Source organism: Streptomyces chromofuscus, assembly GCF_015160875.1.
Classification (GTDB): domain Bacteria; phylum Actinomycetota; class Actinomycetes; order Streptomycetales; family Streptomycetaceae; genus Streptomyces; species Streptomyces chromofuscus.
On sequence record NZ_CP063374.1, the window covers coordinates 3,025,172 to 3,045,017 of the forward strand.

The 19,846-nt window shown below is 69.1% G+C and carries 10 protein-coding genes; 7 read left to right on the forward strand and 3 right to left on the reverse strand.

Annotated features, from left to right (window positions below; translation table 11 throughout):
• Nucleotide 1: 1 nt before the first annotated feature.
• Nucleotides 2–1,162, forward strand: a complete 1,161-nt coding sequence (locus IPT68_RS13575; RefSeq protein WP_189699025.1) for an acyl-CoA dehydrogenase family protein — start codon at nucleotides 2–4, stop codon at nucleotides 1,160–1,162.
• Between the two features lie 16 nt (nucleotides 1,163–1,178).
• Here the strand turns inward: IPT68_RS13575 and IPT68_RS13580 are convergent, their stop codons facing one another.
• The 3 genes from IPT68_RS13580 to IPT68_RS13590 all read right to left on the reverse strand — a co-directional run bounded on the left by IPT68_RS13580 (nucleotide 1,179) and on the right by IPT68_RS13590 (nucleotide 12,314).
• Complete coding sequence (locus tag IPT68_RS13580; RefSeq protein WP_189699026.1) at nucleotides 1,179–2,024, reverse strand: hypothetical protein; 846 nt, start codon at nucleotides 2,022–2,024, stop codon at nucleotides 1,179–1,181.
• Nucleotides 2,025–2,068: 44 nt separating this feature from the next.
• Nucleotides 2,069–8,563, reverse strand: a complete 6,495-nt coding sequence (locus tag IPT68_RS13585; protein ID WP_228040542.1) for an RHS repeat-associated core domain-containing protein — start codon at nucleotides 8,561–8,563, stop codon at nucleotides 2,069–2,071.
• 97 nt (nucleotides 8,564–8,660) lie between these two features.
• On the reverse strand, nucleotides 8,661–12,314 hold the full coding sequence (locus IPT68_RS13590; protein WP_308438785.1) for a LamG domain-containing protein: 3,654 nt from the start codon (nucleotides 12,312–12,314) through the stop codon (nucleotides 8,661–8,663).
• Between the two features lie 394 nt (nucleotides 12,315–12,708).
• Between IPT68_RS13590 and IPT68_RS13595 the strand changes: the two genes are divergently transcribed.
• From IPT68_RS13595 to IPT68_RS13620, 6 genes are all read left to right on the forward strand, one after another.
• A complete protein-coding gene (locus tag IPT68_RS13595) occupies nucleotides 12,709–13,755 on the forward strand; it encodes an ABC transporter substrate-binding protein (RefSeq protein ID WP_189699027.1) in 1,047 nt (348 codons plus the stop codon).
• A gap of 59 nt (nucleotides 13,756–13,814) precedes the next feature.
• Complete coding sequence (locus tag IPT68_RS13600) at nucleotides 13,815–14,672, forward strand: siderophore-interacting protein (RefSeq protein ID WP_189699028.1); 858 nt, start codon at nucleotides 13,815–13,817, stop codon at nucleotides 14,670–14,672.
• Nucleotides 14,673–14,815: 143 nt separating this feature from the next.
• Nucleotides 14,816–16,258: a lysine decarboxylase DesA gene (gene desA / locus IPT68_RS13605; protein WP_189699029.1), complete on the forward strand. Its 1,443-nt coding sequence runs from the start codon at nucleotides 14,816–14,818 to the stop codon at nucleotides 16,256–16,258.
• On the forward strand, nucleotides 16,215–17,519 hold the full coding sequence (locus tag IPT68_RS13610) for a lysine N(6)-hydroxylase/L-ornithine N(5)-oxygenase family protein (RefSeq protein ID WP_373300619.1): 1,305 nt from the start codon (nucleotides 16,215–16,217) through the stop codon (nucleotides 17,517–17,519). Before desA ends, IPT68_RS13610 begins: the two co-directional genes overlap by 44 nt.
• A complete protein-coding gene (locus IPT68_RS13615) occupies nucleotides 17,516–18,055 on the forward strand; it encodes a GNAT family N-acetyltransferase (protein ID WP_189699031.1) in 540 nt (179 codons plus the stop codon). The genes IPT68_RS13610 and IPT68_RS13615 overlap by 4 nt, the downstream gene beginning before the upstream one ends.
• Nucleotides 18,052–19,821, forward strand: a complete 1,770-nt coding sequence (locus tag IPT68_RS13620; protein ID WP_189699032.1) for an IucA/IucC family protein — start codon at nucleotides 18,052–18,054, stop codon at nucleotides 19,819–19,821. Before IPT68_RS13615 ends, IPT68_RS13620 begins: the two co-directional genes overlap by 4 nt.
• The last annotated feature ends 25 nt before the right edge of the window (nucleotides 19,822–19,846 follow it).

Sequence of the window (19,846 nt, forward strand, 5' to 3'; positions counted from 1 at the left end):
CATGGACCACCGCCTCACCCCCGAGCTGGAAGAACTCCGCCGCACGGTCGAGGAGTTCGCGCACGACGTCGTCGCACCCAAGATCGGCGACTACTACGAGCGGCACGAGTTCCCGTACGAGATCGTCCGCGAGATGGGCCGGATGGGCCTGTTCGGGCTGCCGTTCCCGGAGGAGTACGGCGGTATGGGCGGCGACTATCTCGCCCTGGGCATCGCCCTGGAGGAACTGGCCCGCGTGGATTCCTCGGTGGCCATCACGCTGGAGGCGGGCGTCTCGCTGGGCGCCATGCCGATCCACCTGTTCGGCACCGAGGAGCAGAAGCGGGAGTGGCTCCCCCGGCTGTGCTCGGGCGAGATCCTCGGCGCCTTCGGCCTGACCGAGCCCGACGGCGGCTCGGACGCGGGCGCGACCCGCACGACGGCCCGGCTCGACCCCGACACGGACGAGTGGGTGATCAACGGCACCAAGTGCTTCATCACCAACTCCGGCACCGACATCACGGGCCTGGTCACGGTCACCGCCGTCACGGGCCGCAAGCCCGACGGCAAGCCGCTGATCTCCGCGATCATCGTCCCGTCCGGCACGCCGGGCTTCACGGTCGCGCCGCAGTACTCAAAGGTCGGCTGGAACGCCTCCGACACCCGGGAGCTGTCCTTCGACGACGTCCGGGTCCCGGCGGCGAACCTGCTGGGCGAGGAGGGCCGCGGGTACGCCCAGTTCCTGCGCATCCTGGACGAGGGCCGCGTCGCCATCGCGGCCCTGGCCACCGGGCTGGCGCAGGGCTGCGTGGACGAGTCGGTCAAGTACGCGAAGGAACGTCACGCCTTCGGCCGGCCGATCGGCGCCAACCAGGCCATCCAGTTCAAGATCGCCGACATGGAGATGAAGGCCCACACGGCCCGCCTCGCGTGGCGCGACGCGGCCTCCCGCCTGGTCGCCGGCGAACCCTTCAAGAAGGAGGCGGCCCTGGCCAAGCTGTACTCCTCCACGATCGCCGTCGACAACGCCCGCGACGCCACCCAGATCCACGGCGGCTACGGCTTCATGAACGAGTACCCGGTGGCCCGGATGTGGCGCGACTCGAAGATCCTGGAGATCGGCGAGGGCACCAGCGAGGTCCAGCGGATGCTGATCGCCCGGGAGTTGGGCCTGGCGGGCTGACCCGGACGCCGCCGCCTCAGACCCCGCTCGCGTCCTCGAACACCACCCGGAGGTGCTCGCGGGCGGGGTCGTCCTGCGGAATGCCCGGCGGCAGCACCGGCGCCAGCGCGCGGAACACCTCGCGCATCGCCCGGTCGTCGTACCCGGCGAGCGTCTCGGTCGCCTGCAACAGCAGCCCGCCGCCGCGCAGCTCCCGTACGGCGTGGAAGGCGCCGGTGGCCGCGAGGCGCGAGGCGCCCCCGAGGCGGGCGGCGACCTCGCCGGGCACACCGGTGACCCAGGAATAGCCGCGCAGGTAGGTGCGGGACTCGCGCAGCGACTTGCGCCGGGGTCTGCGCAGGGCAGCCTCCAAGTGGGTCGTGTCGTGGAAGTCCCGGTGCTCCACGCGTGCGAAGGCGGGGTCCGAGCCGTCCAGGGCGGTGGCCAGGAAATCCCAGATTCGGGCGCACAGCCGCGGGTCGGCCGTCCGTTCCGCGGCCTGCAGCCCGACGGCCAGTGCCGCGTAGCTGCCGTCACTCCGCAGATATGAGGCGGTCACGCGCCCGAAGCTGCCCACCGTTTCGTAGGGGTGGTCCACCGGCACGAAGAAGTTGACCGAGGCGTAGAAAGGATAGCGGCGCAGCCTCTCCTCCAGCGACGGCCAGCTCTCCTCAAACCCCTTGGTGCGGAATTTTTCCCCGCCTCTCTCGAACGAGTGGTCCACGAGTACGTGAGCCTCCGCGTACGCGGACGGATCGGGGAAGAAGGAGTCGACCGCGCCCCTGAACCAGCGGGCCAGGACGTCGCCGCGGGACACGGCCGGCCGTTCGTCGAGGGTGACCTCAATGTGCACGTCCATGCCAGGGGCCTCGTTCTCCGTCACGGCCGCCTCCTTCTCCTGTCGTTCCCCGAGCCTACTTGCCCTCGCTAGGCGAAAGCCCCGCCGGTCAGGCCGTTGAAGATGAAGCCGACTGTGAACAGCACGCCGGTGAAGACGACCGCACCCGCTCCGACCTTCTGCGCTTCTGGAGAGATCTGGAATCCCCCCGCCGGCCCGCCGGCCGACGCCACCCCGGTCGGGCCCGGCGCGGGTTCCAGAACCGGGGCGTCGACCGTTCCCGGCGCGGGTTCCTCGACCGGTGCCGCGGTGCTCGCGGTGGGCTTCGGGGTGGGGCTGGGGCCGGGCTTGGGCGTGGGCTTGTCCCGGTTCTTGCGTCCGTAGAAGCGCATGCCGGGGTACTCTGTGGCCTTGGACCAGACGTTCACAATGCCCTCCCGGGATGCCGCCCGGCCAGACAGCAGGCCGTGGCCCCGCTCGACCTCCCGGTTGTCGCCCTGGCTGTCCAGGTAAACCTCCATGCCTTCGACATACCTGGTCAGATCATTGGGGCCGTCCGTCATGCCGTACTCGTTCCCCGGCTTGACCTCCCAGATGTACACCCTGTCCTTCGTCCACAGGATGACGTCGGCGGCGCCCGCGTTGCCGGTGTCGTTGCCGCTTGCGCCAGGGATGGAGTTGGCGGTCGTGCCGCCGTCGCCGATGTCCACCGTGACGTAGCCCTCGACCTTCATCTCCATGGCCCACACCTGTGCCGCGTAGCCGGACTGGCAGACGGCAGCGTCGTGACCGCTCATGTGGAAGGTCAGGGCGCAGGCGGACCCGACGTTGCTCTTGCCGCCGTTGCGGACGACCGTCTTGCCACTCTTGCCGCTCCCGCCGGTGTCCGAGGAGCTGGGCTTCTTGCCGTTGCTGACCGGCATGCCGCCCCGGCACTCGATCTCCCCCGTCATGCACTCCATGAGCGCCTCGCCGCTCGGGTCGGAGAAGGAGGTCGGGTTGTTGGCGGCGTAGGTGTAGCCGTTCAGGGTCTGCGGCTTGTCGGTCTCCAGGAGCGGGTCGGGGCTGATGAAGCGGCCCGTCGACGGGTCGTACTCGCGGGCGCCGATATGGGTGAGGCCGGTGCTCGCGTCCGCCGTCTTGCCGAGGAACGCCTTGTCGTCGGGCCAGCTGCCGCTTCCTCCGGAGCGGGTCGCGCCGAAGGGCGTGGTGTAGCGCTTGGTGACGGCCTGGGTCGAGGCGTCGAGGGCGACACTCGCCGTGCCGTGCTGGTCGGCGGCGAGCCAGCACAGGGCGTCGGTGCCGGTCTTGTTGCTGCGCAGGGCTACCGCGTTGCCGTCGAAGCCGTAGTAGCGCTGGGCCCAGTACTTGCCGGTGGTCTTGTCCAGGTGGACCTCGGTCGTGCCCAGGTAGAGGACGGTCTCGCCGGAGGCGTTGCGACGGATGAGCAGGTTGCCGTCGGCGTCGTAGACGTAACCGGTGGTGGCGGCACCCTCCTTCAGCTCGGCGAGCTTGCCCTCGGGCGACCAGACGAGGGACTGGGTGGCGGTGCCGTCGGGACGACTGGTGGTGTTGCCCGCGGTGTCGTAGGCGTAGACGGGTGTCACTCCGGTGCAGGAAGCGGCGGTGGTGGTCGCGGTGAGGGCGTGCGGCTGGGTGGCGCTGTAGCAGTAGGTCTTCGTCGTGGTCGCGGTCGTCGTGTGCGTGGTCTCCGTCGCACGCAGGCCGGTGTCCGTGTAGGTGTACGACGTCCAGTACGGACTCGGGCCGCCCAGTGCGGACGTGGTCCGGCTCGCCGGGCAGTTGCCGTCGACCGGGGTCCAGGCCTCGGTCAGTCGGCGGTGGCCGTCGTAGGCGAAGCACTGGTTGTCGGCCGCCGAGGTGCCGCCCAGGGTCGTCGGGTCCTTGATGGAGGTGACGTTGCCGGTGTCGTCGTAGGCGTAGTTGAGCTCCTGGAGTTCGTACGGGTGGGTCTGGTCGGTGAGCACCGCCTGGGTGAGCCGGCCCGTGCCCTCCTCGTAGGTGTTGGTGAGGTACGCCTTCTTGGTGCCGGTCGCGGCCGAGGTGCCCAGGGTGAGCTGTTCGGTCTGGCCCAGGGCGGAGTGGGTGACGCCGAGGACGTAGCCGCTGGCGCCTGAGAGGCTGGTGGGCAGGCCGAGTCCGTTGTACTCGGAGGTGACCTTCTCGGCGGCGAGACCACCGGCGGCCGGCTCGTTGATGTACTGCTGGGTGCCGTCGATGTTGTAGTACGTCGAGAAGTCCAGCGTGGCCTTCACCGCGCCGGAGGTGACCAGCGCGTCGCCCGCCGGCAGCACCAACTGCGTGCCAGTCGCCCGATAGTTGGCGTCATAGGCGGTGACCTTCTTGGTGTACGCCGTCCCGCCGGCCCCGCCGACGTAGCGGGTCGTGGAGTCGAGCTGGCCCTTGGCGAGGGTGTCGTAGGCCCAGGCGGTCAGCTTGTTCGCGTCCGTCTTCGTACCGGACCACTCGCCGGTCCTACGGCCGAGGACGTCGTACTCGTAGAGCAGGGACGCGCCACGCGAGTCGGTGACCTTGGCGACCTGGTCGAGGGCCGTGTATTCGGTGGCCGTCGTGCCCTTGTCGGGGTCGGTGGCAGAGACCTGCCGGCCGAAGAGGTCGTAGACGTAGCTCCACTTGGTCTTGTCGGGGCCGATGACCGTGGCCTGCTTGCCGTCGAGGGTGTAGGTGAAGCGGGTGCTGGTGTAGGGGGCGCCGGTGCTCGCGCCGTAGTCGGTGTCGGAGGTGGCGGTGCCGGCGTACTCGCGGCGTTCGACGGTACGGCCCAGCGCGTCGGTGATGTCGCGGGTCGCGGAGCCGCCGGACAGGGCGGTGACCGCGGTGGAGTCACCGGTGTAGCTGGTCGTGGTCGACCAGCGCTTGACGCCGTAGACGTAGAGGGTGTTGGTGGTGGGGCGGCCCGCCGCGTCGAAGGCGGTCTCCGTCTGCTTGGGGGCCTCGCCGTACTCAGCGCGGGTGTAGGTGCCGGTCGGCGTGTGGTCCTGGTCGAAGATGTCCGCGTACGTCTCGTAGGCCAGACCCCGGCTGTCGTAGCGGGTGTCGGTCAGCAGACGGCCGCCGAGCGCGGTGGGCGCCTGAACCTGCAGGGTGCGCAGCAGCGAGTCGTAGACGGTGTAGGCGGTGTTGTAGGTGTCGCCGTCCGCCTTGAGCGTGCCGGTCGACGTCCAGGACGGCTTGCCGCTGGTGACCGAGTAGTCATAGACGTAGTTGGGGCTCTGGCCGCTGGAGTGGGAGCGGCCCGGCAGCCACACGGCGGTGGTGCGGCCGAGTGCGTCGTACGACGTCTCGGTCAGCTTGGTGTTGACGTCGTAGACCTTGGTGATCTGGCCGCTGGCCGGGTCGTGGTAGGTGTACGACTTCTGCGTCTTGGGGTTGGTCACCACCATCCGGGTCAGCGGGCCGGCCGTGGTAGGCGTGTAGGCGATGGTGGTGGCGTTGTTGCCGGCGTCGGTGGTGCTCACCACGCGGCCCAGGCTGTCGAAGGTGCTGGTGCCGGTGGTCTGCCAGGAGGTGGGGTGGCGCTCGCCGCCCGTCGCCGTGGCCGGGTAGGCGGCGGCACGGCCGGCCCAGGTGGCCAGGCCCTTGGTGGGGGTCTGGCTCGCGCTCCACGCGGTCGCGGAGGTGTTGTCGTAGTACGTCGCCGTGTCCGACAGCACGTCGCCGCGGGTCATGGACGCGGCCGGCAGGGACAGCGAGGTCTCGGCGACCGAGCAGGTACGGGCGACCGTTCGGGTGCGGGAGACCAGGGAGTTGATGCCGGCGGAGTCGTTGCGGGCGTACCAGGTGCGCGTGCAGCTCTCGTCGCCGCTCTTGGCGATGTCGCCGGCGTCGTCGACGGCGGCGGCCATGCCGTAGTCGTCGTAGGTGGTGGCGGTGGTGCGGGTGCGCCAGCCCGAGGTGGCCGTCAGGAAGGTGTGGATGTACGTCTTGGCGGTGCGGACGTAGTAGGCCTCGCTGTCGGCGTAGGACTTGTGCTGGGTGGCGGTCCGCTTCGACCAGGGATCGTTGACGGTGACGGTCACCGGGGTGGCACCGTTGTAGGAGATCTGCTCGCGCAGCATGCCGGCGTACTGTTCGCTGTCGGTCAGGTCGGGTACGTCGAGGCCGGTGAAGTCGACGCCCTGGACGGTCGCGGTGCGGCGGGAGTCGGCGTCGAGTTTGCCGTCGGCGCCGAGTAGCCGGTCGCCGTTCATGCCCTGCTGGTACACCGAGACCGTCTTGACGGCCGAGCTGCCGACCCCCTTGGTGGTGGTCACCTTCCCGTAGCCGCGCCAGACGGACCAGGTGCGCTCGTCGGCGTCGACCAGCGGGTTCTCGTTGTAGTGCCAGGCCGGGTCGGCGTAGCTGTAGGAGGTCTCCACCGCGTCGTTCTGGCCGGTCGGGTCGGAGACGGTGACGGCGAGGACGCGGTACTTGTGGAACCAGTCGATGCTCGACTCGCTCGCGCCATTGATGCCCCAATACTGCGGGTAGCAGGACTTGGCGTTGTCGTCCTCGGCGGCCGGCATGTTCGAGCCGCGCACGCACTCCGGCTGGGAAAGGGTGACGCGAGTGATGGAGCCGGTCTCCGAGGTGACGCTCTCGATGCGGGGGCGGCTCAGCGGGAGGATGTCGTCGGTGGCGTCGACCCGGTTCTCCCGCATCTGGTAGGTGAAGGTGATCGGGTCGAGGGAGATCGCGGTGCCGTTCTTGCCGGTCCGCCCGATGCTCTTCAGGGTGAGCGTCTGGTCGGTGCTGTCACCGATGTCGCCGCCGTCCAGGTACTCCTGGGTGAACGCCCAGGAGTCGACGGGCGTGAAGTCGCTCGCGCTCGCCGACCAGGCCCAGGTGTCGATCTGGGTGAGCCGCTTGCGGGTGAAGAAGGCCGGGCTGTGCGCGTCGCAGTCGGCGTCCTTCTTGCAGATTGCGTCGTAGGGGACGTCGGGCCACTTGGGGGCGGTGGAATCGGTCAGCTCGGAGCAGTCGGAGGCGGTGCAGCGCTCCTCGTAGGCGAAGGTGACCTTGTCGGAGGTGACACCGGTGAACAGGGTGTCCTTGTTCTGGCCGTAGAGGATCTTGGTGAGGTAGCCGCCGCGGGTGTACTCGGTGGTGGCGGTTTCGGCGCCGTTCTTGCCGTAGGCGTTGGTCTCCGCGGTGTACCAGTAGCTGGCCGCGTTGCCGCTGGCGTCCACGACGTAGTCCAGGTTCCAACGCCAGGCTTGGCTGACCACGCGGTCGGCGAAGGCAAGGCCCTGGTCGTAGCCGGGTTCGCCCGAGTCGTCACCGTAGACGGGGACGGTCCACACCGAGTTGGTGCGTTCGGTGCCGGCGCCGGGGAGCTTGTTCAGGCCGAAGACGTACTTGGTGCCGTCGCCGGTCGTCACCGTCCAGTGCTCGCCGTTGCCGTCGCCGTTGTCGGCTCCGGTGGAGTGGGTGACGGTGGACGCGTCGTCTTTGGCCAGCCGCCAGACGCCGGTGGTGTCGTCCTTGACCAGCTCGCTGGACTTGCCGTCGAGGACGAGTGAGGCGTTGTCGTACTTCCAGCACAGGTCGTGCTTGTCGGTCTGGCCGTCCTTGTCGCAACTGCCGTACGACCGCTCGACGTAGGAGGTCGTCGACAGGTCGAAGCCCTCGCCGACCTGGGTGGTCTGGTTGTTCGTGGAGGCCGTACGGCCGTCGATGCTCCCAGAGTCGTACGACAGCCGCAGCGACGGCGCGGGGCCCGCGGCGGCGGGCGGCACGCTCATCGGGTACGACCAGCTGAACGAGCCGGCGCTGCCGCCCGCCTCCCAGGTCGAGGAGGAGGACAGGGGGGTCGCGGTATAGGTGCCGGCGCCGGAGGCGGAGGTCATGGACGTGGCGGCGAGGGCGAGAACGGTGGCCTGCGTGCCGCTCGTGGTCACGGGCACGTCGGCGGAGACCGTCTGCTCGCCTACATCGTTGTGCGAGGCCAGCGGGGTGCCCTTGCGGCACTCCGCCTTCTCGGGTGTGGTCAGCGCACAGCCGGGCAGCCGTACGAGGCCCAGCCGCCCAGCCCAGCCGCCGCCGTAAGCCGAGGCGAACTTCGCGTAGTCCAGCGTGAGGTGGGCCCGGCCGGGTTCCGTGGCGGTCGCGGTGAGCAGGACGCCCTTGATGCCGGCCGCCGTGGTGGTCCGGCGGTCGAGGACCCGAACGGTCGCCTCGCCGGCGGCCGCGTTCCCGACGCTGCCCGGGGCGAGGGTGACCGACAGCCCGCCGGCCGTTGTCGTCGCGTGGCCCGAGCGGCTGCCGGGCACGGTGACCGTGGCCCGGTCCGGCTTGGGCCAGACGGCGTGCTGCTGCGACGCGGCGCGGTCGGCCTGGGCAGCGTTCTCCCGCCGAGCGGCGGCGACGGCGGCACGCGCCTTCGCCGCGCCGAGTCCGGTGAGGGCCCGGACGTCGCTGTCCCGCTGCTTGGGCACCTCGGGCCGGCCGAGGCCACCCGTCGCGGCCTCGGCCGGACCCCCCGCGGGCAGCGCCCCGGTGGCCAGCGCCACGGCCAGCGTCACCACGATCCAGGCGCGCCTGCCGCGCAGCCGACGGACCATTCGCGTACCGGTGTTCACGACACACCCCTGTCAAGGCACGGCCGCGCACGCGGCCAGGGAGGGATAAGGAGTCGAAGGACGGGAAGGAAATCGGTGGTCAGCCGCCGATCATGGTGTCGACCTGGGTGCCGTCGGCCGCCGCGCCCGTCCAGATCCGGATGTCGGAGATCCGGGAGGGCAGGTAGTGACCCCAGGCGCTCTTCACATAGCCCTTGCCCGCCGCCAGTTCACCCGAGCCGAGGACGGCCGTGTACGGGGTGTCCGTGTCGTTCTGGGTCGAGTCGAGGTACAGGGCGATGGTGCCGGCCTGCGCGTCGTACACCCCGGTGAGCCGGACCCGGCTTCCGACGACCGCCTCACTGTCGGAGTCGACGGCGGTGAATGTGCCATCGGCGCCAAGACGGCCGAACCGCCAGAAACCGACGGGTACTTCGTATGGGTTGTCGTTGTCGTCGAACAGGGTCTTCGTGCCGGTCGTCTCGTACCACAGGCCCCAGGCCGAGCCGTCCGCGGTGCGCTGGCCGAGTACCTGGCCGATGAAGCCGTTGCCCTTGGCGTTCAATGCGGCCTGGTCGAGTTCGACCTCGGTGGTGACGGTGAAGGAGCCGGTGTCGTCGACGACCGGTCCGGTGGTGGTGGCCGCGTCGTCGGTGCCGTCCAGCACGATCGCCTCACCGTCCAGCGCGGCACCGCCGGTCAGCGTCAGCGCCCTGCCGTACCCGGTGAGGGTGTCGGTGAGCGTGGTGCCGCTCGCGCCCTCCGGGTTCCAGGAGGCGACCATCTCGGTGGCCGTCGCGGTGTCGGTGGAGTCCAGGAGCCTGGCTTCTTTTGCGACCCCGGCCGGGGTGAGCGCCTCCTGGAAGACGGCGACCTCGTCGAGACGCCCACGCCAGTACTGCGTGTAGTCGCCGTGGACATAGCTCGCCCGGCCGAACTGCAGCGTCCCGTCAGGGGTCTGCTTCTCCCCACCTGCTGGCACGGCCACCGGGTCGCCCTGCGCGCGTCCGTTGACGTACAGCTGGATGGTCTTCTCGTCGGCGTCGTAGACAGCGGCCACATGGGTCCACACCTTCAGCGGCGGGCCCTCGGAAGAGGCGTTCTTGGTCACGAAGTGCCGCGTGCCGGAGCTGTCGGACCAGTTGAAGCGGAATACCCAGCGCTTGACGCCGGCCGACCAGTAGAGGACGAAGCCGGAGTGGTCGGTGCCGGTCTGCGAGAGGACGGCCCGGTAGGCGGTGTTCTCCGTCAGTAGCGCCCAGGCCGAGACAGTGTACGAGGACTGGGTGTTGACGGCGGCGGAGGCGGTCGCCGCGTATCCCGACTGCCGGGTGGTGTCGGAGGTGTCATTCAGCCACAGCGAGCGGTCGCTGGAGCCCCGGCGGCCCAGCCCGGACCAGCCGGAACCGGTGGTGTAGAGGGTGGCCGGGTGGCGGGTGCCCTGCGTCGTTGCGGAATCGGAGGCGAGCGTCTCGCCGGAGCCGACCGCGCTGTCGTTGAAGTGCCAGCGGCCAGTGGCCCCCTGGCTCTCCTGCACGTTGAACTTCACGCTCGCGATGGCGCCCCAGCGCCCGCTGCCCACGTTGTCCAGCGCACGCACCTGGAGCACCGTGGTACCGGCCAGGTCCGGGGCGATCGCCTTCTTCACTGTCGTACCGGAGATCGTGGAAGACCAAGAGGTGGTGGAGGACAGCTTGTAGCGGTATCCGGCCACCGTGGCAGCGTCGCCGGACGCCGGGGAGAAGGTGAACTCGTCCTTGACGCCCGAGCCGCCGGCCGCGACGCAGGCGTTGGCCGTGCACGGGGTGTAGGTCGTACCGAAGGTGATCACCGGCGCCTTGGGAGCGGTGGTGTCAACCTTGAAGTAACACCAGCCCTTGGTCGTCACGGTGCTGTTCGACTGGAGGTAGTTGGCCCCGCCGTTGTAGTAGGAGCGGGTGAACACGGCCATCCGGTAGGTGCCGCCGTCCGTCAGCGTCACCGGCGAACTCACCGAGACTTTCTGGTTGTCGGCGACATAGCCGGGGCTGACCGGCCGCACCGGCTCCGTGACCACGGACCAGGTTCCGTCACTGGCCTTCTTCTGCACGTAAAAGTGGGCGCGAAGGTTCGCCTCGGACTCTCCGCCGGGGAGTGTCTGCGCGACCGCGGTGAGCGTGGGGGTGGGGTCCGAGAGCACGTCCGGGTCGCTCGCGTCCGTCTCGCACGAGGCGATCTCCCCGGACAGGACACCCGGGCTGGTCGGCGGCGCCGGGACGCCCACGTAGTCGACGTCCAGTACGGCGTCGTCGTCGAACCGCTTCCAGCCATTGGGGTCCGACTCGTTGTACGCCTTCAGCATCAGCGTCAGCCGCGAGAAGTCACCTGCCGCGAAGGCCTTCACGGTGTTGGTGAGGTTCTCGTAGCTTTGGGCCGGGTCGTCGTTGAACTCGATCGGTGCGTCCGGCTGATCAGGGTCGCACATCGTGCCGCGGCCGGCCGACACCGTACGGTCGCCCATGATGTCCCAGTTGCTGGTCGGACCGGGCCACCGCGTCGCCGACGAGATGTTCGGGGTCCGTACCAGCTGCACGGTCGTCTTCTCGCACGACATCGACCAACGCTCCGTCACCCGGAAGGTCGCGTCCAGCACCCGCTTGCCGCGCAGCGCGGTCGGCGCGAACTCGAAGTACATGCGCTGCTTGTAGCCGGAGCCGCAGTAGTAGGCGTAGCCGCCGGTCACGTACGTTCCGCAGTAGCCCACACCCTCGCCGTCGTCGCCGCCGGAGAAGTTGTAGAAGGTGTCGCCGTCCGAGGACAGCAGGGTGCGCTCCGACTCGCCCCAGGAAACGTCCGGATCGACGTACACCGGGTAAACAGTGTCGTCACCGGTCAACAGTTCGGCGTCCGGCACGACGGTGATCGAGTCGGCGTCCGCCTTGACGGGCAGGACGGTGGAGGCGTCGCCGTCGCTGGGACCGGACGCGGGGTCGGGCATGTGGTCGCCATCAGCGGCGATCGGATCGTCCGCCGAGCGGAGCGACATGGTGGACACCCCGGACGGCGCGTCGCCCGCGGAGTCCCACTGGCGGGCGGCGGGGCCGCGGAACACGGCGTTGCCGTTCTCGTCGACGGCGTGCAGTCCTCCCCCGACTCCGTCGCGCAGCGTCAGCCCTTGGGTTCTCACGGGGAAGTCCAGCTGCTTCAGCTCTTCACTCGCTGCGGCCTCGGGCGTCTTGACCACGAGCACTTCCCGGTAGCCCTCCGTGGTCGCGGTCAGCCGCAGGTCCACACCGTGCAGCACCTCCGAGTACACCGCGGAGGCGCCGTCGAGGGTAGGCTCGGGCAGCTCGCCCGGCCAGCCGACCGTCAGCGACTTGTCCTTTTCCGCCACCGTCACCAGGTCGGCGCCGTCGCCGCCGCCGGAAAAGGACAGGTCCGTCACCGCCGCCTTGGGACCGACCGTCCCGTCCGTGCGACGCTCCAGTGCCGAATCCGGGGCGGTCCAGGTGCCGTCCGCCTGACGGACGCGCACCGGCACGGTGGACATGCTGAGCGAAAAGGTGGTGCCGTCCGGGTTGGCGTAGGTCGTCGTGTACTCGGTGCGCTCCTCGGTGATTTCGACGCGCTCACCGGTCTCGACAGCCTTCTGTGCGGCCTTTTCCGCGGCGGACAGATTTTCCGTTCCGTCGCCGGGGACCGAATCAGCGCGCGCCGCCGGCGCAGCGGCCGTCACCCCCAGCGCCGGGACTCCGGCCAGCACAGTCATGGACATCAGGAAAACGGTGGAACGTCTCAAGCACGCTTTTAGAACGTTGAATTGATTACCTGTCACCCCAGACAAAACCGCCCCCACATCCCCCGAGTTCTCAGAGTAGGACGCCAGTTCTATCCATGTTGATCGAACACGGTCAAGATTTAATTTTTAAACACGTCAGTCGCAGTCAATCGACTGCACTGATGGGAAATCGGAGGTAAACAAGGGCTCAACGAATTGGGCAGCGGATGCAAGGGTCATACAAGCGAGACCGACCGCCCTCGCGCTGCGCAACCCGCCCCCGCCGCCCCGGTCGGACAGCTCCCAGGCCCTGGACAAACGCTGAGGTTAGGCTAACCTACCTTCGAATTGTCCGGCGGGCCTCCCGCCCTGTTCGAAAGCAGCCACACTCATGTCCAACGCCCGTGCCACCCACCTCACCCGCCGCGGCGTCCTCGCCGCCGGTGGTGCCCTCGGCCTCGGTGCCGTGCTCGTAGCCTGCGGCGACGAAGACACGAAAAGCGGCGGCTCGGACGCGAAGGCCTCCGCCAAGGCCTCCGGCCCCTGGACGTTCAAGGACGACCGCGGCGAGACGGTGAAGCTGGACCAGGTCCCCACCAACATCGCGGCCTTCGTCGGCGTCGCCGCCGCCCTCCACGACTACGGCATCGAGGTCAAGGGTGTCTTCGGCCCGACCACGACGCAGGACGGCAAGGCCGACGTCCAGGCGGGCGACATGGACGTCAGCAAGCTGACCGTCTTCGGCAACGTCTGGGACCAGTTCAACGTCGAGAAGTACGCCGCCTTCCAGCCGGACGTCCTCATCTCCACCACCTTCGACAGCGCGGGCACCCTCTGGTACGTCCCCGAGGCGTCCAAGGACAAGATCGCAAAGCTCGCCCCGAGCGTGGCCCTCTCCGTCTACGACCGGCAGCTGACCGCGCCGCTGCAGCGCATGTGGGCGCTGGCCGAGTCGCTGGGCGCGGACATGAAGGCCGACAAGGTCCTCAAGGCCAAGCAGGAGTTCGAGACCGCCGCCGAGCGGCTGCGCAAGGCCGCCAAGGCCCGCCCGGAGATCAAGGTGATGGCCGGTTCGGCGAGCCAGGAGATCTTCTACGTCTCCGGCACCAACCTCTCCATCGACCTGGAGTACTTCAAGTCCCTCGGCGTGAACTTCGTCGAGCCGCCGGAGAAGGCCAAGGCCGAGGGCGGCGGCTGGTTCGAGAGCCTGAGCTGGGAGAACGTCGACAAGTACCCGGCCGACATCATCATGATGGACGACCGTTCCTCGACGATCCAGCCGGCCGACATCACCGAGGGCACGTGGAAGAAGCTGCCCGCCGTGAAGGCCGGTCAGGTCATCCCGCGTTCGCCCGAGCCGATCCTGTCCTACGCCAAGTGCACGCCGCTGCTCACGTCGCTGGCCGAGGCCATCGAGAAGGCCAAGAAGGTCAGCTGACCGGCGCGCTCGCGCCCGCCGGAGACAAACGCCTCCCTGACGTCACATCAGGAGCCATCATGACGACGGCCGTAGCCGCCCCGTTCCGTTTCTTCTCCCTCCAGGTCGTACGGACGAGGCGGCTGGGGCCGTCTCTGGTCCGGGTCACCTTCGCCGGGCCCGACCTCGCCGCCTTCCACTCCCTCGGACGTGACCAGTCCCTGTCGCTGTTCCTGCCGCACCCCGGTCAGAGCGAGCCGCGGGTTCCCGTCGAACTCGGCGACAGGTGGTGGCAGGGCTGGCGTGACCTCCCGGACGACGTACGGGCCGTGATGCGCTCGTACACGCTCCGGGCGCTGCGCCGCGAGCCGGACGAGATCGACATCGACTTCGTCCTGCACGGCGTCGAGCCCGGCGCCGCCGTCCCGGCGGGGCCCGCCTCCCGCTGGGCCTCCCGTGCCGCCGCCGGGGACCGGGTGCTGCTGCTCGGCCCGGCGATCGCCGACAACCGGGCGATCCGGTTCCGGCCGCCGCAGGACACCGACCTGGTGGTCGTCTGGGGCGACGAGACCGCCCTGCCGGCCGTCTCGGCCATCCTGGAGTCGCTGCCCGCCGGCCTGCCCGCCCGCGTCTGGCTGGAGGTGCACGACGCCGGGACCATCCAGGACCTGGCGACCGAGGCCGACGCCGACGTCACCTGGCTGGTCCAGGACCCGAGCCGCGCCGAGGCCTCCCCCATGGGCCTCGGCGCCCTCCGCGCCGCCCAACTGCCGCCCGCCGAGCACCCGTACGTCTGGATCGCGGGCGAGTCGTCCTGCGTGAAGGAGCTGCGCCGGCACTTCGTCGGCGAGCGCGGCATCGACCGCCGCCGGGTCACCTTCGTCGGCTATTGGCGACAGGGGCTCACCGAGGAGCAGTTGCGCGAGCAGGGCGAGTAACTGCCGCTTGCACGAGGGCCGTTCACAGTGACGGCTGTCACGGATCGAGTCGCACTTCACCCAGTTACTTAGGTTAGGCTAACCTAATAAAGACGCGGCCTTCACCGTCCCGCAACGGACCGTCCCCACCGGAGGACCCCCACATGCGCTCGCACCTGCTCAATGACACGACAGCGGAGCACTACCGCCGCTCCGTGACCGATGGAGTAGAGCGGGTGGCGGCGAAACTCGCCACCACCGACCGTCCGTTCACGGGCGTCACCGTCGATGCCCTGGCCCCCCGTATCGAGCGGATCGACCTCGACCAGCCGTTGCACGACACCGCCGCCGTCCTGGACGAGCTGGAGGACGTCTACCTCCGGGACGCGATCTACTTCCACCACCCCCGCTACCTCGCCCACCTCAACTGCCCGGTCGTCATCCCCGCCGTGCTCGGCGAGGCGATCCTCTCCGCCGTCAACTCCTCCCTCGACACCTGGGACCAGTCGGCCGGCGGCACCCTGATCGAACGCAAGCTCATCGACTGGACCGCCCGGCGCATCGGCCTCGGCCCCGCGGCCGACGGCGTGTTCACCTCCGGCGGCACCCAGTCCAACCTCCAGGCGCTGCTGCTCGCCCGCGAGGAGGCCAAGAGCGAGGACCTCGCCACACTGCGCATCTTCGCCTCCGAGGTCAGCCACTTCAGTGTGAAGAAGTCGGCGAAACTGCTCGGCCTCGGACAGGACGCCGTCGTGTCCGTCCCCGTCGACCACGACAAGCGCATGCAGACGGTCGCGCTCGCCCGCGAGCTGGAGCGCTGCGCGCAGGACGGCCTGATTCCCATGGCCGTGGTCGCCACGGCCGGCAGCACCGACTTCGGCTCCATCGACCCGCTGCCCGAGATCGCCGAGCTGTGCGGCCGGCACGACACCTGGATGCACGTCGACGCCGCCTACGGCTGCGGACTGCTCGCCTCGCCGAGGCGCCGGGCCCTGCTGAACGGCATCGAGCGTGCCGACTCGGTCACCGTCGACTACCACAAGTCCTTCTTCCAGCCGGTCAGTTCGTCGGCCGTGCTGGTGCGCGACGCCTCCACCCTGCGCCACGCCACCTACCACGCGGAGTACCTCAACCCCCGCCGTATGGTGCAGGAACGTATTCCCAACCAGGTGGACAAGTCCCTCCAGACCACCCGCCGCTTCGACGCCCTGAAGCTCTGGATGACCCTGCGCGTCATGGGCGCCGACGGCATCGGACAGCTCTTCGACGAGGTGTGCGACCTGGCCCAGGAGGGCTGGGAACTGCTCGCCGCCGACCCGCGCTACGACGTCGTGGTCGAGCCCGCCCTGTCCACCCTGGTCTTCCGCTACATCCCGGCGGCCGTCACCGACCCGGCGGAGATCGACGGCGCCAACCTCCATGCCCGCAAGGCCCTGTTCGCCTCCGGCGAGGCCGTCGTCGCGGGCACCAAGGTGGGCGGCCGCCACTACCTGAAGTTCACCCTGCTCAACCCCGAGACCAAGGCGTCCGACATCGCCGCCGTCCTCGACCTGATCGCCGGCCATGCCGAGCAGTACCTGGGAGAATCCCTTGACCGCGCTTCCTGACACCACGAACACGACCTACGACTTCGTGGGGATCGGGCTCGGCCCCTTCAACCTCGGCCTGGCCTGCCTGACCGAGCCCATCGCCGAACTCGACGGCGTCTTCCTGGAGTCCAAGCCGGACTTCGAGTGGCACGCGGGCATGTTCCTGGACGGCGCCCACCTCCAGACGCCGTTCATGTCGGACCTGGTCACGCTCGCCGACCCGACCTCGCCGTACTCCTTCCTCAACTATCTGAAGGAGAAGGGCCGGCTGTACTCGTTCTACATCCGCGAGAACTTCTACCCGCTGCGGGTCGAGTACGACGACTACTGCCGCTGGGCCGCGAGCAACCTGAGCAGCGTCCGCTTCGGCACGACCGTCACCGAGGTGACGTACGAGGACGAGCTGTACGTCGTGCGCACCGAGGCCGGAGACGTCTTCCGCGGCCGGCACCTGGTCCTCGGCACCGGCACCCCGCCCTACGTGCCGGACGCCTGCCGCGGCCTCGGCGGCGACTTCCTGCACAACTCGCGCTACGTCCACCACAAGGCGGAGCTGCAGCGCAAGGAGTCGATCACGCTGGTCGGCAGCGGCCAGTCGGCCGCCGAGATCTACTACGACCTGCTCGGCGAGATCGACGTGCACGGCTACCAGCTGAACTGGGTGACGCGCTCGCCGCGGTTCTTCCCGCTGGAGTACACCAAGCTCACGCTGGAGATGACCTCCCCGGAGTACGTCGACTACTACCGGGAGCTGCCGGAGGCCACCCGCTACCGCCTCACCGCGGAGCAGAAAGGCCTGTTCAAGGGCATCGACGGGGACCTCATCAACGAGATATTCGACCTGCTCTACCAGAAGAACCTCGGCGGGCCGGTCCCCACCCGGCTGCTCACCAACTCGGCGCTCACCAGCGCGCGGTACGAGAACGGCACGTACACGCTGGGCTTCCGCCAGGAGGAGCAGGAGAAGGACTTCGAGCTCAGCTCCCAGGGGCTGGTGCTCGCCACCGGCTACAAGTACGTCGAGCCCGAGTTCCTGAAGCCGGTCCGCGACCGCCTGCGCTACGACTCCCAGGGCAACTTCGACGTCGCCCGCAACTACTCCGTCGACGTCACCGGCAGAGGCGTCTTCCTCCAGAACGCCGGCGTCCACACCCACAGCATCACCTCGCCCGACCTGGGCATGGGCGCGTACCGGAACTCGTACATCATCCGTGAGCTGCTCGGCGGCGAGTACTACCCGGTCGAGAAGTCCATCGCCTTCCAGGAGTTCGCCGTATGAGCATCGGTACGTTCACGATCCGCCCCCTCGAGCCCCTGCAGGACGCCGAGCTGCTGCACGGCTGGGTGACCCACCCCAAGGCGGCCTTCTGGATGATGCAGGACGCCAGGCTCCAGGACGTCGAGCGCGAGTACATGCGGATCGCGGCCGACGAGCACCACCACGCCTACCTCGGCCTGCACGGCGGCGAACCGGCCTTCCTCATGGAGAAGTACGACCCCCGGTACGTGGAACTGGTGGGCCTGTACGACCCCGAGCCCGGTGACGTCGGCATGCACTTCCTGGTCGCGCCGACCGACCGGCCGATCCACGGCTTCACCAAAGCCGTGATCACCGCCGTGATGGACGAGCTGTTCGCCGACCCGCAGACCCGGCGGGTCGTGGTGGAGCCCGACGTGGGCAACAAGGCGGTGCACGCGCTCAACGAGGCCGTCGGCTTCGTCCCCGTACGTGAGATCGACAAGCCGGAGAAGCGCGCGCTGCTGAGCTTCTGCACGCGCGCACAGTTCCTGGCCGCCCGAGGAGCAACCGCATGAGCCTGTCCGACGCCGTGGCGCATCTCTCCCCCCACCGATGGGCGCGGGCCAACCGCCTCCTGATCCGCAAGGCACTGGCCGAGTTCGCCCACGAACGGCTGGTCACGCCCGAGAAGGACGGCGATCAGTACGTCGTCCGCAGCGACGACGGCCTGACCCGGTACACCTTCACGGCCGTGACCCGGGCCCTCGACCACTGGCAGATCGACGCCGACTCCATCACCCGGCACCGCGACGGCGGCGAACTGCCGCTGGCGGCGCTGGACTTCTTCATCGAGCTCAGGCAGGCGCTCGACCTGAGCGACGAGATCCTCCCGGTGTACCTGGAGGAGATCTCCTCCACGCTCTCCGGCACCTGCTACAAGCTGACCAAGCCGCAGGTCCCGGTCGCCGAGCTGCTGACGAGCGGTTTCCAGGCCATCGAGACCGGTATGACCGAGGGTCACCCCTGCTTCGTCGCCAACAACGGCCGGCTCGGCTTCGGGATCCACGAGTACCTGTCGTACGCGCCGGAGACCGCGAGCCCGGTCCGGCTGGTGTGGCTGGCCGCGCACCGCTCGCGCGCCGCCTTCACGGCGGGGGTCGGCATCGAGTACGAGTCGTTCCTGAGGGACGAGCTCGGCGCGGAGACGGTCGAGCGGTTCCGCGAGCGGCTCACGGACCTGGGCCTCGACCCCGCCGACTACCTCTTCATCCCGGTCCACCCCTGGCAGTGGTGGAACAAGCTCGCGGTCACCTTCGCCGCCGAGGTCGCCCGGCAGCACCTCGTCTGCCTCGGCGAGGGCGACGACGAGTACCTGGCGCAGCAGTCCATCCGCACCTTCTTCAACACCAGCCACCCCGAGAAGCACTACGTGAAGACGGCCCTGTCCGTCATCAACATGGGCTTCATGCGCGGGCTGTCGGCCGCCTACATGGAGGCCACCCCGGCGATCAACGACTGGCTCGCCCAGCTGATCGAGAACGACCCGGTGCTGAAGGCGACGGGCCTGACGATCATCCGTGAGCGCGCGGCGGTCGGTTACCGGCACCTGGAGTACGAGCGGGCGACGGACCGCTACTCGCCGTACCGCAAGATGCTGGCCGCGCTGTGGCGGGAGAGCCCGGTGGCCTCGCTCCGGGAGGGCGAGTCGCTCGCCACGATGGCGTCGCTGCTGCACGTCGACCACGAGGGCCGGGGTTTCGCGGCGGCGCTGATCGAGCGGTCGGGTCTGGCGCCGAAGGAGTGGCTGCGCCGCTACCTGCGGGCCTACTACACCCCGCTGCTGCACAGCTTCTACGCCTACGACCTGGTGTTCATGCCGCACGGCGAGAACGTCGTCCTGGTCCTGAAGGACGGCGCCGTCGAACGCGCGGTCTTCAAGGACATCGCCGAGGAGATCGCGGTCATGGACCCGGACGCGGTGCTGCCGCCGACGGTGGAGCGGGTGCGCGTCGACGTTCCCGAGGACACCAAGCTCCTGTCCATCTTCACCGACGTCTTCGACTGCTTCTTCCGCTTCCTCGCCGCGCACCTCGCCACCGAGGGGGTCCTGGAGGAGGACGACTTCTGGCGGACCGTCGCGGACGTCACCCGTGAGTACCAGGAGTCGATGCCCGAACTCGCCGACAAGTTCCGGCAGTACGACATGTTCGCGCCCGAGTTCGCGCTGTCCTGCCTGAACCGGCTCCAGCTGCGCAACAACCAGCAGATGGTGGATCTGGCCGACCCGGCGGGCGCGCTCCAGCTGATCGGCACCCTGAAGAACCCGATCGCCGGGTTCTGACACGGAACGGACGGGCACCCCGGAG

Coding starts and splice junctions, on each gene's coding strand:
- IPT68_RS13575 (WP_189699025.1), top strand. CDS start 2: ATGGACCACCGCCTCACCCCCGAGCTGGAAGAACTCCGCCGCACGGTC.
- IPT68_RS13590 (WP_308438785.1), bottom strand. CDS start 12,314: ATGTCCATGACTGTGCTGGCCGGAGTCCCGGCGCTGGGGGTGACGGCC.
- IPT68_RS13585 (WP_228040542.1), bottom strand. CDS start 8,563: ATGGTCCGTCGGCTGCGCGGCAGGCGCGCCTGGATCGTGGTGACGCTG.
- IPT68_RS13610 (WP_373300619.1), top strand. CDS start 16,215: ATGCCGAGCAGTACCTGGGAGAATCCCTTGACCGCGCTTCCTGACACC.
- IPT68_RS13600 (WP_189699028.1), top strand. CDS start 13,815: ATGACGACGGCCGTAGCCGCCCCGTTCCGTTTCTTCTCCCTCCAGGTC.
- IPT68_RS13620 (WP_189699032.1), top strand. CDS start 18,052: ATGAGCCTGTCCGACGCCGTGGCGCATCTCTCCCCCCACCGATGGGCG.
- desA (WP_189699029.1), top strand. CDS start 14,816: ATGCGCTCGCACCTGCTCAATGACACGACAGCGGAGCACTACCGCCGC.
- IPT68_RS13615 (WP_189699031.1), top strand. CDS start 17,516: ATGAGCATCGGTACGTTCACGATCCGCCCCCTCGAGCCCCTGCAGGAC.
- IPT68_RS13595 (WP_189699027.1), top strand. CDS start 12,709: ATGTCCAACGCCCGTGCCACCCACCTCACCCGCCGCGGCGTCCTCGCC.